Below are 13816 nucleotides of genomic sequence, written 5' to 3'. Positions count from 1 at the left end.
TTTTTATTTCAAAATTTTATAATTGAGCTTCTCTAGCTCAATCATTTTGGATTAGTGAACAAGCAATAAACCCAGACCTAAACAACTCAGGATACTGCCAATTAAACGGTTAATAGCTATTTGTTGCTGTAAGATTTTATTTCTAATAGTAGGCGTGGAGCAAAATAAGGAAATGAGCATAAACCAAAAGAGGTGGCTAACGGAGATGAAAACTCCGTATCCAATTAAGGTTGACATATGATTTTGGTTTGAAAGTAGTTGTGTGAAGATGCTCATTACAAACAAGGTGGTTTTGGGATTTAAGCTATTGGTGAAAAAATCTTGTCTGAATGCTTGCCAGCGCTGAGCTGCGTTCGATGCTGTCAGTTCAACAATAGGACGTTGTGTAAAGGTTTTATAGCCGATATACATCAAATAAAGCGCACCGACATATTGAATAACATCAAGAAGATTAGGCATATGATGTTTTAGAAAACTCAGACTTAACAGGCTATACCCGATGTGTATCCATACAGCGCAGGCGATACCATAAGCTGAATAGATGCCACTTTGGCGACCATATAAATAACTATTACGGCTAACGAGAGCAAAGTCAGCCCCAGGGCTGATGACGGCTAGTAATGTGATGATCGAAATCGCTATTATTTCATTCACTCATAGATCCTTATTTGAATTGAACTAAAGGATTTATATATTTTTCATATATTTGATATATTTAAAATTGACTTTATTTCGTATAAATGGATGAGTTTTTGGAATGATTGAGCGATGGTCATTGAATTCCCTTAAGTTTTTTTATTATATCGCACGCTATGAGAGTGTAACCGTTGCTGCGGAAAAGTTATGAGTGACGCAAAGTGCTGTGAGTAAACAATTAAAAAACTTAGAAGAAACTCTAGGTTGTGATTTATTTATTCGAGAAGGAAAAAAGTTACACCTAACGACAGAAGGAAGAACATTACTGATATGTTGCGAGCAAGTTTTCCCGCAAATTGATCAATGTTTGCAACAGCTTCAAAAGCAGGATCAGTTTGAGAAAACTTTAATTTTGTCTTGTGAACCGACTATAGCGATGAAATGGCTTATTCCGCGTTTGGTTCAGTTTAAACAGCGTTATCCTGAAATTGATATTAGTCTATTAACAGGTGGTGGCAATCCTAATTTTAAAACACAGAACATTGATTTGGCTCTTAGGCGGAATGATTTTGATTGGGGGAAAGCAATATATAGTGAAAAGATTGCAGATGAGTACATGGTGTGTATTTCTAGCCAAAACCAGATTGAATCCATTCAACAATTACAATTGTTTGTTTCTGGTTCTCGAGAAAAAATGTGGTCTCAATTGCACGACCATTTTAAAGTTCAGTTACAAGAATATGAAAAAGTATTTTTGGGAGCACTTTTATCTTTTATAGAAGCTTGTTTGGCGGGTTTAGGGGCAACTATCGCATCAGTATATATGATTGAAAAAGAATTTGACTTTCAAATACTTAAAATGCTTTGCCCTGTGATTAAAGATGGTTCTGCTTATTATTTGCTTTCTTCATCACCATTTGAAGATGATCCTCGTAAAATTATTTTTAAGCAATGGCTTATTGAAGAAATGCAAATGACTCAATCTAAATTTAGTATGCAAAAAGTAGGCAAGGGTTCGTAATTAGAAGGGAAATTATTGTATTTTTCTTAAAAAATAAGCAGCATACCAACCATAGGCAAAATGGAAAATGATGCCATGTACTGCGATTAAACACAGCATGATGAGTGCTGAAATACCTAGACCTGCTTCATCGGCAGCTTTTAAAATTTGCTCTGCATTGGGGTTCATTAGTACCAAGAAAAATACAAAGAAACTCGTGATGATAATAGCAATCGCACTACAGCCCCAAACCAATTGAATTTTTTCATCACTGCTGGGCAGGCGTTGTTCTTTTTTGACAAAATGACTTGCGCTTAATAAGGCGGAAGCAATCAAAGCTGGAATTAGGGTGATTACACCTAAATGTAAACCAAAAATCAGAATAGCTACAAGAATCACTAAAGCGATACTATAAATTGCAGCAAAATGTTTTAAATAATGCTTCATGTAAATCCTTAAATTAAATCAATTTAGTCTTTAAAATGTTGTTTTTTTCTTTGATGTCGGCGATATAAAATCCATGAAATGGTTAACAAGGCAAGACTAAGCATCACATAGCCTACTTGGCTAAAAATTTGATGCATCAGAGCTTGGTTTTCACCAAAATAAAAACCTACACAGGCTAAGAAACTGGTCCAAATAATGGTGCCTAAGCTGCTGTAGAACATGAATTTCCAGAATGGCATCCGACTCATGCCAGCAGGAATACTAATAAGCGAGCGAACAGCAGGAACCATACGACCAAAAAAGACGATGCGGTGTCCATAATGTTCGAACCAGTCTAGGGCAGTTTTAACATCGGTTGATTTAACAAAGAAATATTTGCCATATCGGTCAACGAAGCGAAAGATAGTTGCATGATTAAATTTATAACCAATCCAATATAGAACTGCTGCGGCTACTAGAGAGCCAATACAACCCGCAATAATCACACCAATGAGTCGTAGCTCACCCTGTGAGGCGGTATAGCCAGCAGAAGGCATAATAATTTCAGATGGTACAGGGGGGAACACATTGTCCAAAAACATCAGCAGGGCAATACCGAGATAGCCTAGTTGCTCCATAATGGATAAGACCCAATCTTTAAGTCCCATAGTGTTTTTTAATATAATCTATATGTTGATGCTTAGAATAATTGTTGTTTAAATAAATCGCAATGACTTATTAGTTAATGAGCCTTTGTATTGCAAATTTAGATTTTAGTAGTTGTATGCATGTATAGAAGTAAGAGTTAAGAATTATAATTAAGGAATAGTTAACTCAATTTAATTGGTTCATATTAATTTAAATTTAGTCATTTTGTGGACGTAAGACCTATCTTATTTATTATTGTTATGTGGAATTATAAATAGAAAGGTCTGTATAATTACTGCCCCAACTTGCGCATATTTGCAATAGTGGATAAAAATATTTAATAGAGTGATCTCATGCATTTTAATAAAAAAACAACACCTAAACTTAGTTTATTATTCTCATTATTTTTACTTACTGCTTGTGGAAGTAATAATGATTCATCAACGGAGGCGGGTGTAAAACAATCTAATCAGACCGATAAAATCACATACAGTACAGTGTCAGGTACAGCATTTGCGGCATCTGCTTTAAAAGATGCAGCGGTGACTGCAATCTGTAAGGATGGTGTCGGTTTTAAAAATACAGTGATGGTTGACGCGGAGGGTAAGTGGCAAGGGGAAGTTGATAGTCGTAAATTTCCATGTCGTTTAGAAGTTAAGGCGAACGGAGAAAGTTACCATAGTTATGTTGGTCAAGAGGGTAGTGTAAACATTAATCCCTTTACGGATATAGCGATTACCTATGCAAGTACTCAAATGCCTGCCATATGGTATCAGTCTGGTGAAGTAATAGTCGATCAATTGAAATTAGCGAATTCAGCTTTAGTCAAAGAGTTGATAAAAAAAGAATATGCTCTTGATGGTGAAGTTGATGTCTTTAATACGATCATTGCAACAGATAATCCTATTCACCAAGCCATTCAATCACTATTAGAAGCAATTCAGAGTGGTAAAAGTATTCAGGATTACAATGCATTATTAACTTTAGTTAAGGATGGTAATTTATCTTTATTACCGAAGAGTGCTACGATAATAGAAAATAAGCCTCCAATCATCTTTAAGTTTAATACGAGTGCATGTCAATTGTTACCAGCAGTAGATAATATGCAAAATTATAATAAGTGTTCAGACAAGGTTATTGATGATTTTACAGAAAATAATTTAGTTGATGTGAATTCAGATGAGAAATGTATACTTGCCAAACAAAATGGTATTGTGACCTTAACGAAAGGTAGTCAGGTCGTATCCGCATTACTTGATCAAGAGCAAGAGGATGGTTTGGGACTTTATTTTGATGAAGATGGTTTGGTTCTTTCTGATTTAATGGTAAACACTGGACCATATACAGATATTAATACATATTCTCAAGTGGGATTAAGTTTCGATGAGGATTTGAAATTAAGATCTGTAGCAGCAAAATCTCCAACAGTTCCTACAATAAACTGTGTGAGCGTGGAATTTAAAAAGCAGATGAATCTTAATTAGGTTACTGCAGTTAAATTTGGGTTAAACTGAAAAAAATAAGGTCATCAATAAGATGACCTTATTTTTTAAATTAAAGGCGTTTACGTTTTGCCGCTGCAATTTGAGATTGACGCATACGGAAACCGTCTTTCTGCTTATCCGTGGTTTTATCTACGCAATATTTGCAAGACACGCCATGTTCATAACTTGGCTCTTCAACCTCAGTCGGTAATAAAGGCCAACCACATGCATGACATTTAATATTTTGACCTTCTTCAACGCCGTGAGTCACCGCTGTACGACCGTCAAATACAAAACATTCGCCTTCCCACATACTTTCTTCAGCTGGGGTTTCTTCCAAATATTTTAAAATACCACCTTTCAGGTGATATACCTCTTCAAAGCCTTCTTGTAAAAGCAAAGAAGTAGATTTTTCACAACGAATACCGCCTGTACAGAACATCGCAATTTTTTTGTCTTTATGCTGTTCAAGGTTTTTCTTTACGTATTCGGGAAATTCACGGAAAGTTTCAGTTTGAGGATCAATCGCACCTTTAAAAGTACCCGCTTTATATTCGTAATCATTACGAGTATCGATTAAAATCACGTCATCACGTGCGATCAGTTCGTTCCATTCTTTAGGATCTAGATAGTGACCAACTAAATCACGTGGCTTAACTTCTACGCCCAGAGTGACAATTTCTTTTTTGAGTTTGATTTTCATTTTACGGAATGGCTTTTCAGAGCTGGTCGACTCTTTATATTCCATTGCGTTGAAGCCTTCATCTAAAAGAAATTGATGAACAGCATCAATTGCCGCACGGTCACCTGCAACGGTACCGTTAATTCCTTCGTCTGCAACAATGAGAGTACCACAGAGGTTGATAGAATTTACCAAGTCTAAAAGACGCTGTTGTAAATCAGCAGAATCTTGAACTTCTTTGAATTGATAAAGTGCGGCAACCACCCAACCAGAGGTCGCTTGCTGTTCTACAGGTGCAAGCTGTTCTACAGTAGCGTTCATGGAGTACTCCAAATATAAACGAAGGATAAAATTTAAGGCGCGTATTTTAGCGCGATTTGTGAGAATAAGCGAGAAAACCCATTAAGAATTATGGTTTTTTAATGCGCTTAGAAAAGGTATTATGCTTGAGCAGTTTTTAATAGGTGTTAAAAACTTCGAATATTATTTTTACGATAGTATCTTGCTGATTTTAGGAGTTTATTTTGAGTAATGATCGTCGGATCGCTTCACTCACGCCATGTGCAGGGCGTTGTTCTACGGTCTTTGGTGATGCAGTTTGTCGGGGATGTCGTCGTTTTAATCATGAAGTGATTAAGTGGAATACATATTCAGCAGCACAGCAAAATGCAGTTTGGGTTCGATTAGATGCTCAACTTGATCAGATTTTAGTTCCTATGTTGCCTTTGGCAGATTTACGCCACGTAGAAGGTTTTGTTTTGTCCAAGCGTGTACGTTTACGACCAGAAGCTTCAAAAGGACGTAAATTATATCATGCCTTGAAACTCTGTGAAAAAAACAAAAATTTCACCCCAGAAAGTGGTTTAGGTATTGCTGAACAGCAAGTGAAAGGCCTGTGGCAAGAATTTGAACGTCGTGTATTAGCATTGGCAACAGCAAGTTATGATCTGGCATTTTTACGTGCTGATGGAATTAGTCATAGCTTATTACGTGGTGACGAAGAAGATTAAAACGCGCACTTTATTTTAATGTGTATAAAAGAAAGTAATGACTTGTGAATTATATTGAATATTTTTTATATTGTTTTGCCGTTGTGATTATGATCGCTACACCTGGTCCAGTCATGCTATTGGTCGCAAGTGCAGGTCTAAAAGGAGGTTACCGTAGGGCTTTACAGACCATTTTTGGTACTAATTTGGCTTCTCTGGTACTGATTGCTGCTTCGATTGCGATTCTAAAAGGTTTTCTCACGATTAGTGAGCAATGGTTTAATGTAGTTAAGGTTTTAGGTTGCCTGTATATTGTTTATTTGGGTATCCAGATTTTAAGAGAAGTTTGGCAGGGTGACGTTGGCACAGAGAGTGCTTCAGGTACTGTTGCAAATGGTGGATTTAAGCAGGGTTTCCTTGTGGCCATTTCAAACCCTAAAGATATTATTTTCTTTGCTTCTTTCTTCCCTCAATTTGTGCAGATTACGCCAAATTTGAATTTGAGTTTGGGTATTCTGACCGTAAGTTGGATTGCACTTGATTTTGCGACACTCTCTTGTGTGTATTTGATGTTTAATCGCTTTTCACGCTCTAAGATGTATCAGCATTTGTTAGCTTGTTGTGGTGTAATTTTAATAGTTGTTGCACTTTATGGTATTTATGCCACATTGTTTTGAACACGATTTTGAATCAGACAAAAAGTCCCAGCATGAAGACTGGGACTCTGCAATTTATACGTGATGGGCTAAGCGATATTGCACTAGTTCCTCAATAGTAATAACTGTAAGCTGGTGTGTTTCTGCATACGCCAAAACTTGAATACCAGAAGCCATACTACCATCCGAATTGGTCAATTCACATAAAACACCAGAAGGTTTAAGTCCCGCCAGACGAGCAAGGTCAATTGTACCTTCAGTATGTCCACGACGGCTAAGTACGCCACCATCACGTGCGCGTAATGGGAACACATGACCTGGACGGTTTAAATCACTGGCAACTGCACCTGTACGGGTAGCTGCTTGAATAGTGGTTACACGGTCTTGCGCTGAAACCCCAGTTGTTACCCCTTGAGCAGCTTCAATAGTCACGGTAAAGGCGGTTTTAAATTGGCTAGAGTTATCACTCACCATAGGTGGTAGTTCTAAATGGTCTGCGAGTTCGTTGGTGATGCAAAGGCAGACAATACCAGAACCATCACGAATCATTCGTGCCATGGTTTCAACGGTTAATGTTTCTGTTGCAATGATTAAATCGGCTTCATTTTCACGATCAAAATCATCCATTACCAAAACAGGTTTACCTTGGCGAATATCAGCTAAAGCTTGCTGGATACGTTGTTCAGCTGGAGGAAGGGCTGAAAAGAAAATTTCGGGTTGAATTAAACTAGACATTGAAACGCTCGCGTAAGTTGAAAATACGGTTGAACATTTCAGGACATGTGAAAATAGGCTCGTAGCAAAACCATCTTACTGTTCTTTAGGCAATAAGAAGGGTGTTGATGACGTCGTCTTCTTTCATCCGGACTATACCGTCGGCTTTGGCATTGAACCAAATCTGCATGCAGTTTTAAGGCTACATGCTCGTGGGCTAAATCGGCACCTTAAATATTGTGCTGAAATTACCACCGGTGGGGAATTACACCCCGCCCTGAAGCGATGTGGCTCTATTATAGTCCGATTTATATAAAATGTGATATTTTATCTAACTTTAGCGTCATCATTATTTTTGAGAAGGTTTACAGAAAAATTGCTAATACCACGCGATACAAGAAAAAATAATTAGAAAATTAGGAGAATCTGGTAATTTTACAGCAATAAAAAAAGCCCGCATTATGCGAGCTTTTCCTACATCTTAAGCCACTTGTACAGGAATACAGTTTGCAGTGTGGTTGACTGTGTTGTCTGGGTTAGCATAGACCAAACGTGGTTTGTGTGCATTGGCCTCAGCTTCGGTAAAGGCGCCGAAAGTTGCAATGATCACAAGATCACCAACATCCGCTTGGTGAGCAGCACCACCATTCACAGAAATAATGCCTGAATTGTCTTCACCGCGAATCGCATAAGTCGCGAAACGTTTACCATTAGTTACGTTCCAAACATGGATTTCTTCGTATTCGCGAATACCAGCCAAATCCATTAACACACCATCAATTGCACATGAACCTTCGTAATGAAGTTCAGCATGGGTAACTACAGCGCGGTGAATTTTGCATTTAAGTAAACGAGATAGCATGGTGAGCGTCTCCTGAGTGGACCTAAGACCGTTATCTTTTGTTTGATTAATCCGCTTCTTACTGGTTCAGTAATGGGCAAAAAACGCATTTTGCTCTGAAATGGACAGTATGGCAAGAAAGATTGTTCAACAATTCAAATAAATTCAGTTGGGTTTATAAGCATTGATTTGATTCATTGCTTGTTGGATATCACCATTCACGAGTAACTTGAGCCGTGACAGTGCATGGTCGATTGCGTCATCCATTAAACCTTGTTCACTGCTTGGCGCTTTGCTGAGTACATGTCCAGAGACACGTTCTTTAGAACCAGGATGACCAATACCAATACGCAAACGATGAAAATTTGGACCAAGATGTGGAACAATGTCACGCAGTCCATTATGACCACCATGACCACCGCCCGTTTTGAGGCGAATAATACCAGGGTTCATATCAAGCTCATCATGGGCAATTAACATTGCTTCAGGCGCAACTTGATAAAATTTGCAGAAGGGAACAACACTTTTACCTGAAAGGTTCATAAAGGTTGTAGGTAAAAGCAGACGAACGTCTTGACCTTCGATATTACCACGACCACTTATTCCAAAGAATTTAGGATCGGCTTTTAATGTAATGCCATATTTCTCTGCAATGCGTTCTACAAACCAGAAGCCTGCATTATGGCGGGTTTGGGCATATTCCTTTCCAGGATTACCCAAACCAACAATTAGCGATATATTAGCCACTAATTTACACCATTAACACTTATGCGCGTTTGAAGTCAGCGTGCATAGGTGTGTTTTTAGCTGGGTGACGTTGTAACGCTTGGATTTTAACGTTTTCAACTTTGTCGCCAACTTTGATTTCAACAACTTCTTCAAAGAACGCATTGTTTTCTAAAGCTTTAACAAGCTCACGAAGTTCTAAAGTAACAGCTACAGGTTCAGCGTTACCACCGTAGATGATAGCTGGAACTTGCGCAGCGTGACGAAGGCGGCGGCTCGCACCTTTCCCTTGGTTAGCTGCTTCACGTGCTTGTGCATTGAATACGAAGTTTGCCATGGTAGACATCCTTAATTTAAGTTTAAATAAACTAGATCTGCGACCGATCTAGTGAGACAAAGCCCTGCACTGGGCAGGGCTTTGGAATTTCAGCGCTGTATTATAGATAACTATCGAACATTGCGCTAATAGATTCTTCGTTGTTAATACGACGAATTGTTTCAGCAACCATACTGGCAACTGAAACTTGGCGAATCTTACCAAGCTGTTGTGCTTCTTCAGAAAGCGGAATTGTATCTGTAACAACGAGTTCATCGATGACAGAGTTTTTCAAATTCTCAATAGCTTTGCCTGAAAGTACAGGGTGAGTAGCATAGGCAACAACACGACGAGCACCAAATGTTTTAAGCGCATCAGCAGCTTTACATAAAGTGCCTGCTGTATCTACCATGTCATCAACAATGACACAGTCACGACCTTTTACATCACCAATCAAATGCATCACTTGTGATTCATTCGCTTTTTGACGACGTTTATCGATAATCGCAAGATCAATATCGCCCATTTGTTTTGCAACAGCACGAGCACGAACTACACCACCAACGTCTGGAGAAACAACCATAAGGTTGTCATGAGACTGTTGGCGTAAGTCTGCAAGTAATGCAGGCGTACCGTAAATGTTGTCAACAGGGATATCGAAGAAACCTTGGATTTGGTCTGCATGCAAGTCGATCATTACAACACGGTCAATCCCTACAGTGGTCAGCATATCTGCGACAACTTTTGCAGTGATTGGAACACGTGATGAACGAGGACGACGGTCTTGACGTGCATAACCGAAGTAAGGAATGACAGCCGTTATACGACCAGCACTTGCACGACGTAAGGCATCTGCCATCACTAAGATTTCCATGAGGTTATCATTAGTTGGCGCACAAGTAGGTTGTACGATAAATACGTCTTTACCACGAACATTTTCAGTGATTTCAACAGCAATCTCACCATCAGAGAAGGTAGAAACTGAAGCAGCACCTAAAGGAATGTGCAAATGGCTTACGACTTTTTGAGCGAATTGTGGATGAGCAGTTCCACTAAAAACGACAAGATTGGGCATGAAGCACCCTTGGCGGTTGGTGTGTTTGAAATTAGATGGCAGGGGCGGCTGGATTCGAACCAACGGATGGCGAGATCAAAACCCGCTGCCTTACCACTTGGCGACGCCCCTAATGCGGCAGAACTTTAATATTTTTGCGTGTTCATGTCAAGGTAAATTAACAAGAAGATGCAAAGTGTTGTTCTGTCTTTTAAACTTGAAATTGGCAGGGGCGGCTGGATTCGAACCAACGGATGGCGAGATCAAAACCCGCTGCCTTACCACTTGGCGACGCCCCTAAGTTTGATGTGTGTATATGGCAGGGGCGGCTGGATTCGAACCAACGGATGGCGAGATCAAAACCCGCTGCCTTACCACTTGGCGACGCCCCTAATACATACATCTACAGGTGAAATTGGCAGGGGCGGCTGGATTCGAACCAACGGATGGCGAGATCAAAACCCGCTGCCTTACCACTTGGCGACGCCCCTATTGAACTTTAAAATGACGTAATGGAGATTCATTTAAACTGTTCACCAAGTAAGATTTACAAGGTGCATGTTTAAGAATTTCATTGACATGCATTTCAGCAGTTACTTCAGTAAAAACACAAGCACCTGTACCTGTAAGTTTTGCAACACCGAACTGATCTAAATATTGCATCGCTTCATTGACTTCAGGATATAGACTTCTTGCCAAAGGTTCAAAGTTATTTCCAAAGTCAGATGGCTTTATCTGATAGGCGCAAAATTTAGATGGCTTCGAGTTTCTTGTCAACGTTTTTTGTGAAAAAAGCAGTTGAGTGCTGATAAAACAATCAGGTTTCAGCACTATGTACTGTTTTTGATCTAAGTTGATGAATGTTAAGTGTTCACCAATGCCTTCTGCCCATGCATTTTGCCCATGTACAAAAATAGGAACGTCTGCACCAAGTTTCACACCCAGCTCTGCCAATTGTTCAGTGTTTAATCCACATTGCCAGAGTTGGTTCACAACAATGAGGGTGGTCGCAGCATTAGATGATCCACCACCGAGTCCTGCACCCATTGGAATATTTTTCTCAATGTTTATTTTTAAGCCAGTGAGATGTTTGGCCAAAGGCTTTAACATTTGTGTGGCTTTGTAAATTAAATTCTGTTCTAGATCGACGGTATTTAAGCCTTCGATCTGAATGTCATTTTGTTGAGTAGGTTCAAATTCCAACCAATCGCATAAGTCTATAAGCTGAAAAATAGTTTGCAGCTCGTGATATCCATTTTCACGACGTCCAGTGATGTGTAAAAACAGATTGAGTTTTGCAGGAGAAGGTACGCGAATCATAGCTAGCCAGAATTAACGGTTTTGGATAAGCATTGTAATACGATTTTCTTTACCAGATTCAAGTTCTTGTTTCAGAACCAATTTATTTGGTAGTTGAGCAGTATCGTTATAACTAAGATCGACTTTCCAGCCATCTTCAATAATTTGTTGCGGACGATTCGCTGCATCTTTACTAATTTGTGCTTGCAGTGTTGCTGGTCGAGCCTGTACCCAATCAATTAAATGAGTAATAGGCGCTTGCCAACCTGTTGCCTGTTCTAGCAATTCTTCTGGCGTAGCGGCTTGAATTAAACCTGTTTTAGCACTATTGAGGCTTACAGCACCGGGTTTTCCAGTAATTTGAGTTTTACCGACACCAAGAATACCACTGAGTTCGATATCAAATTCTTGCTGTTGTTGCTGCCATGCAAAAAAGGCGCTACCCGATTGTTGTGGGGTACGAACACCTATTTTACCTTGTAAATTAAAATGATTCTGTTCAGCAGCATTTGGGCCTTCAGCAGGAATTTGCGGTTTGGTAAATTGCTGACAACCAGTTAGAAATAAAACACTACTGGCAAATACGGTCAGACCGACTTTTGAAAATACACGCATCAAAATCAATTAGCTCTTTTTCATTTGTTGAGGTAACAGTAACGAACTCAGTTGTTCCAATTGAGGATCATTTGGATGTTTTTGTTTTAATTGTTGTAACACAGTACTAAATTCGGTAATTTTTCCTTGCATATATAGTGCCTTAGCGTATCGAACACCTATTGAAATGCTATTGCTTAGAGTGTAAGCCCGTCCAAGCACTTGTGCCGAAGTCTCAAAGTCATTCTGTAAATAGGTGATATAGCCTAATGTATCTAAAATAGATGCCTGATCTGGGGTGTATTCTAGTGCGAGTTCAACATAATGCCGTGCATCGTCTAAACGTCGATTTTGTAAAGCAAGTGTATAGGCGTAGGCATTTAAATAGGTTGGGCTATTCGGTTCAATTTCCAATAAGCGATTGAGGAGTTGTTCTAACTTAACACGGTCTTGAAATGGATCGAGTAATAATACTTCGGCATAAATCAAGTCAGGATCGTCTGGCAGATTTTTGATGGCTTCATCTAATAAACGACGGGCCGCCTTACTATTGTTCATGCGTTTTAAAATATCGGCTTGCGCCTGATAGAGGAAACTGGCATGTTGCGGATAATTCACTCGTTCTTGAGTTAAAAAGCGCAAGGCATCTTGTAGCTTGTTTTGCTGTGCAAAAATATTAATCATACTGCGTCTAGACACAGGATAGAGGTTACCATCGACCAAGCGGTAGTAGGCTTTGGCTGTTTCAAAGTGCTGCTTGCGTTCAGCATTGACGGCCAAATAGTAGTAGGCATCATTTTGATATTGAGCTGAATATCTTAGTTCGACCAAAAATTTTTCTGCATCTTCATATTGTTTTAAGTCAATACTGGTCAGACCTGCTAAAAAGAGAGCCTCTTCTTGCTTGGGCCATTTTTTTAAGATGCTTTCGAGCTTTTTAAGCGCAGTCTCGGACTGATTTAATTTAATTAAGTATTTGGCTTCTGCAAGTCGAACTTCTAAATTGTCACGATGTTTACGACTAGATTTATCATACCATTTCAAGGTTTCTTGCTCATCACCCAATACAGTCAGCAAGTTGGCTTTCATGAGAATAAAGCCAGTGACTTTTGGACGCTTGCGCAGAGCACGGTTAATGGTACTTAATGCATGATCAAATTGACCATTTTGCGCTTCTAAACCAGCGATCAGTACCAAAATGGATGGATTGTCCTTTTCTTTACTGGCAGATAAGGTCTTGAGTAGGACTTCACGGTCAGTTTGTGATTCAGGCGAAATACCCGCCAAAATTTGCTCTAAATCCGCATTGGGATCAATCATTAAGATTTTATCGAGCGTTTCTGCTGCCAGCTCGTATTCATGAGCTTTTAAGGCGATATGCGATAAATAAAATAGCGCGGGTACATCTTCTGGTTCTTGTACCACCCAGTGTGTCGCAATATCGAGTGCTGCTTTTAAATCATCTTGTTCCAGCGCAATATTGAGTGCGCGTTGTTTCACCAGCGTGGAATTGCTACGAATAGCCAGAACGGTGTAGTTGTGTAAAGCAGTTGGAATATCATGATAAGCCAAAGCGAATTCGGCAATCATGCTTTGTTTTATGGCATTATTATTTGAATTTGCATGATAAACAACCTCTGATGCTCTTACATGAGTACCAGAAGCCATGCTACCAAGCAGTAAGAATGTGGTAGAATACTGTTTTACCGTCGTGCCGTTTATACGGCTGTTTGTTTGACGCAATTTTTTCT

At 39.3% G+C, this 13816-nt stretch carries 15 protein-coding genes, 4 tRNA genes, 1 pseudogene and 1 riboswitch; of the genes and pseudogenes, 4 read left to right on the top strand and 16 right to left on the bottom strand.

The genetic code is table 11. The features are described from left to right. Positions 1–51: 51 nt before the first annotated feature. Positions 52–654 carry a LysE family transporter gene (locus tag MP622_RS09820; RefSeq protein ID WP_243790727.1) on the bottom strand — a complete coding sequence of 201 codons (603 nt, stop codon included), beginning with the start codon at positions 652–654 and terminating at the stop codon, positions 52–54. Between the two features lie 103 nt (positions 655–757). Here MP622_RS09820 and MP622_RS09815 point away from each other — a divergent pair. Then, a pseudogene (locus tag MP622_RS09815) lies at positions 758–1657 on the top strand (LysR family transcriptional regulator). Between the two features lie 12 nt (positions 1658–1669). Here MP622_RS09815 and MP622_RS09810 read toward each other — a convergent pair. Next, a complete protein-coding gene (locus MP622_RS09810; RefSeq protein WP_243790725.1) occupies positions 1670–2083 on the bottom strand; it encodes an ABZJ_00895 family protein in 414 nt (137 codons plus the stop codon). Positions 2084–2106: 23 nt separating this feature from the next. After that, positions 2107–2730, bottom strand: a complete 624-nt coding sequence (locus tag MP622_RS09805) for a DedA family protein (RefSeq protein WP_243790723.1) — start codon at positions 2728–2730, stop codon at positions 2107–2109. 333 nt (positions 2731–3063) lie between these two features. Between MP622_RS09805 and MP622_RS09800 the strand changes: the two genes are divergently transcribed. Then, positions 3064–4194: a hypothetical protein gene (locus MP622_RS09800; RefSeq protein ID WP_243790721.1), complete on the top strand. Its 1131-nt coding sequence runs from the start codon at positions 3064–3066 to the stop codon at positions 4192–4194. Between the two features lie 70 nt (positions 4195–4264). Here MP622_RS09800 and MP622_RS09795 read toward each other — a convergent pair whose 3' ends face one another. Further along, positions 4265–5197, bottom strand: a complete 933-nt coding sequence (locus tag MP622_RS09795) for a rhodanese-related sulfurtransferase (protein ID WP_044741219.1) — start codon at positions 5195–5197, stop codon at positions 4265–4267. Between the two features lie 203 nt (positions 5198–5400). Here MP622_RS09795 and MP622_RS09790 point away from each other — a divergent pair, with 203 nt between their 5' ends. Continuing rightward, entirely contained in the window at positions 5401–5886 is a 486-nt protein-coding gene (locus MP622_RS09790) for a DUF1289 domain-containing protein (protein WP_044741220.1), read from the top strand. A 44-nt stretch (positions 5887–5930) separates the two neighbouring features. After that, the gene (locus tag MP622_RS09785; RefSeq protein ID WP_151504240.1) at positions 5931–6542 is read left to right on the top strand and encodes a LysE family translocator; all 612 of its coding nucleotides are present in this window, start codon (positions 5931–5933) and stop codon (positions 6540–6542) included. Between the two features lie 54 nt (positions 6543–6596). Here the strand turns inward: MP622_RS09785 and ribB are convergent, their stop codons facing one another. From ribB to MP622_RS09725, 12 genes are all read right to left on the bottom strand, one after another. Beyond that, positions 6597–7256 (bottom strand): 3,4-dihydroxy-2-butanone-4-phosphate synthase, encoded by a 660-nt coding sequence (ribB, locus tag MP622_RS09780; RefSeq protein ID WP_243790719.1) that lies wholly within the window; start codon positions 7254–7256, stop codon positions 6597–6599. A gap of 111 nt (positions 7257–7367) precedes the next feature. Further along, positions 7368–7523, bottom strand: a riboswitch (FMN riboswitch). A 193-nt stretch (positions 7524–7716) separates the two neighbouring features. Beyond that, positions 7717–8097, bottom strand: coding sequence for an aspartate 1-decarboxylase (gene panD / locus MP622_RS09775; RefSeq protein ID WP_016165796.1), 381 nt, complete (start codon positions 8095–8097; stop codon positions 7717–7719). A gap of 144 nt (positions 8098–8241) precedes the next feature. Beyond that, positions 8242–8823 carry an aminoacyl-tRNA hydrolase gene (gene pth / locus MP622_RS09770; protein WP_243790718.1) on the bottom strand — a complete coding sequence of 194 codons (582 nt, stop codon included), beginning with the start codon at positions 8821–8823 and terminating at the stop codon, positions 8242–8244. A 19-nt stretch (positions 8824–8842) separates the two neighbouring features. Next, positions 8843–9139 carry a 50S ribosomal protein L25 gene (gene rplY, locus MP622_RS09765; protein WP_016165798.1) on the bottom strand — a complete coding sequence of 99 codons (297 nt, stop codon included), beginning with the start codon at positions 9137–9139 and terminating at the stop codon, positions 8843–8845. Positions 9140–9239: 100 nt separating this feature from the next. Beyond that, positions 9240–10193, bottom strand: a complete 954-nt coding sequence (locus tag MP622_RS09760; RefSeq protein ID WP_016165799.1) for a ribose-phosphate pyrophosphokinase — start codon at positions 10191–10193, stop codon at positions 9240–9242. A 36-nt stretch (positions 10194–10229) separates the two neighbouring features. After that, positions 10230–10304, bottom strand: a tRNA-Gln gene (locus MP622_RS09755). A 92-nt stretch (positions 10305–10396) separates the two neighbouring features. Continuing rightward, a tRNA-Gln gene (locus tag MP622_RS09750) sits at positions 10397–10471 on the bottom strand. Between the two features lie 18 nt (positions 10472–10489). After that, positions 10490–10564: transfer RNA gene (locus MP622_RS09745), tRNA-Gln, on the bottom strand. A gap of 24 nt (positions 10565–10588) precedes the next feature. Beyond that, a tRNA-Gln gene (locus MP622_RS09740) sits at positions 10589–10663 on the bottom strand. Continuing rightward, complete coding sequence (gene ispE, locus MP622_RS09735) at positions 10662–11492, bottom strand: 4-(cytidine 5'-diphospho)-2-C-methyl-D-erythritol kinase (protein WP_243790716.1); 831 nt, start codon at positions 11490–11492, stop codon at positions 10662–10664. Before ispE ends, MP622_RS09740 begins: the two co-directional genes overlap by 2 nt. 12 nt (positions 11493–11504) lie before the next feature. Continuing rightward, on the bottom strand, positions 11505–12086 hold the full coding sequence (gene lolB / locus MP622_RS09730; protein ID WP_243790714.1) for a lipoprotein insertase outer membrane protein LolB: 582 nt from the start codon (positions 12084–12086) through the stop codon (positions 11505–11507). A gap of 9 nt (positions 12087–12095) precedes the next feature. Continuing rightward, positions 12096–13808, bottom strand: coding sequence for a tetratricopeptide repeat protein (locus MP622_RS09725; RefSeq protein WP_243790712.1), 1713 nt, complete (start codon positions 13806–13808; stop codon positions 12096–12098). Between the last annotated feature and the right edge of the window lie 8 nt (positions 13809–13816).

Source organism: Acinetobacter sp. PK01 (assembly GCF_022819285.1).
Taxonomy (GTDB): Bacteria; Pseudomonadota; Gammaproteobacteria; order Pseudomonadales; family Moraxellaceae; genus Acinetobacter; species Acinetobacter tandoii.
The sequence above is the reverse complement of the archived record's forward strand: the minus strand, read 5'-3'. Positions and strand labels throughout refer to the sequence as shown.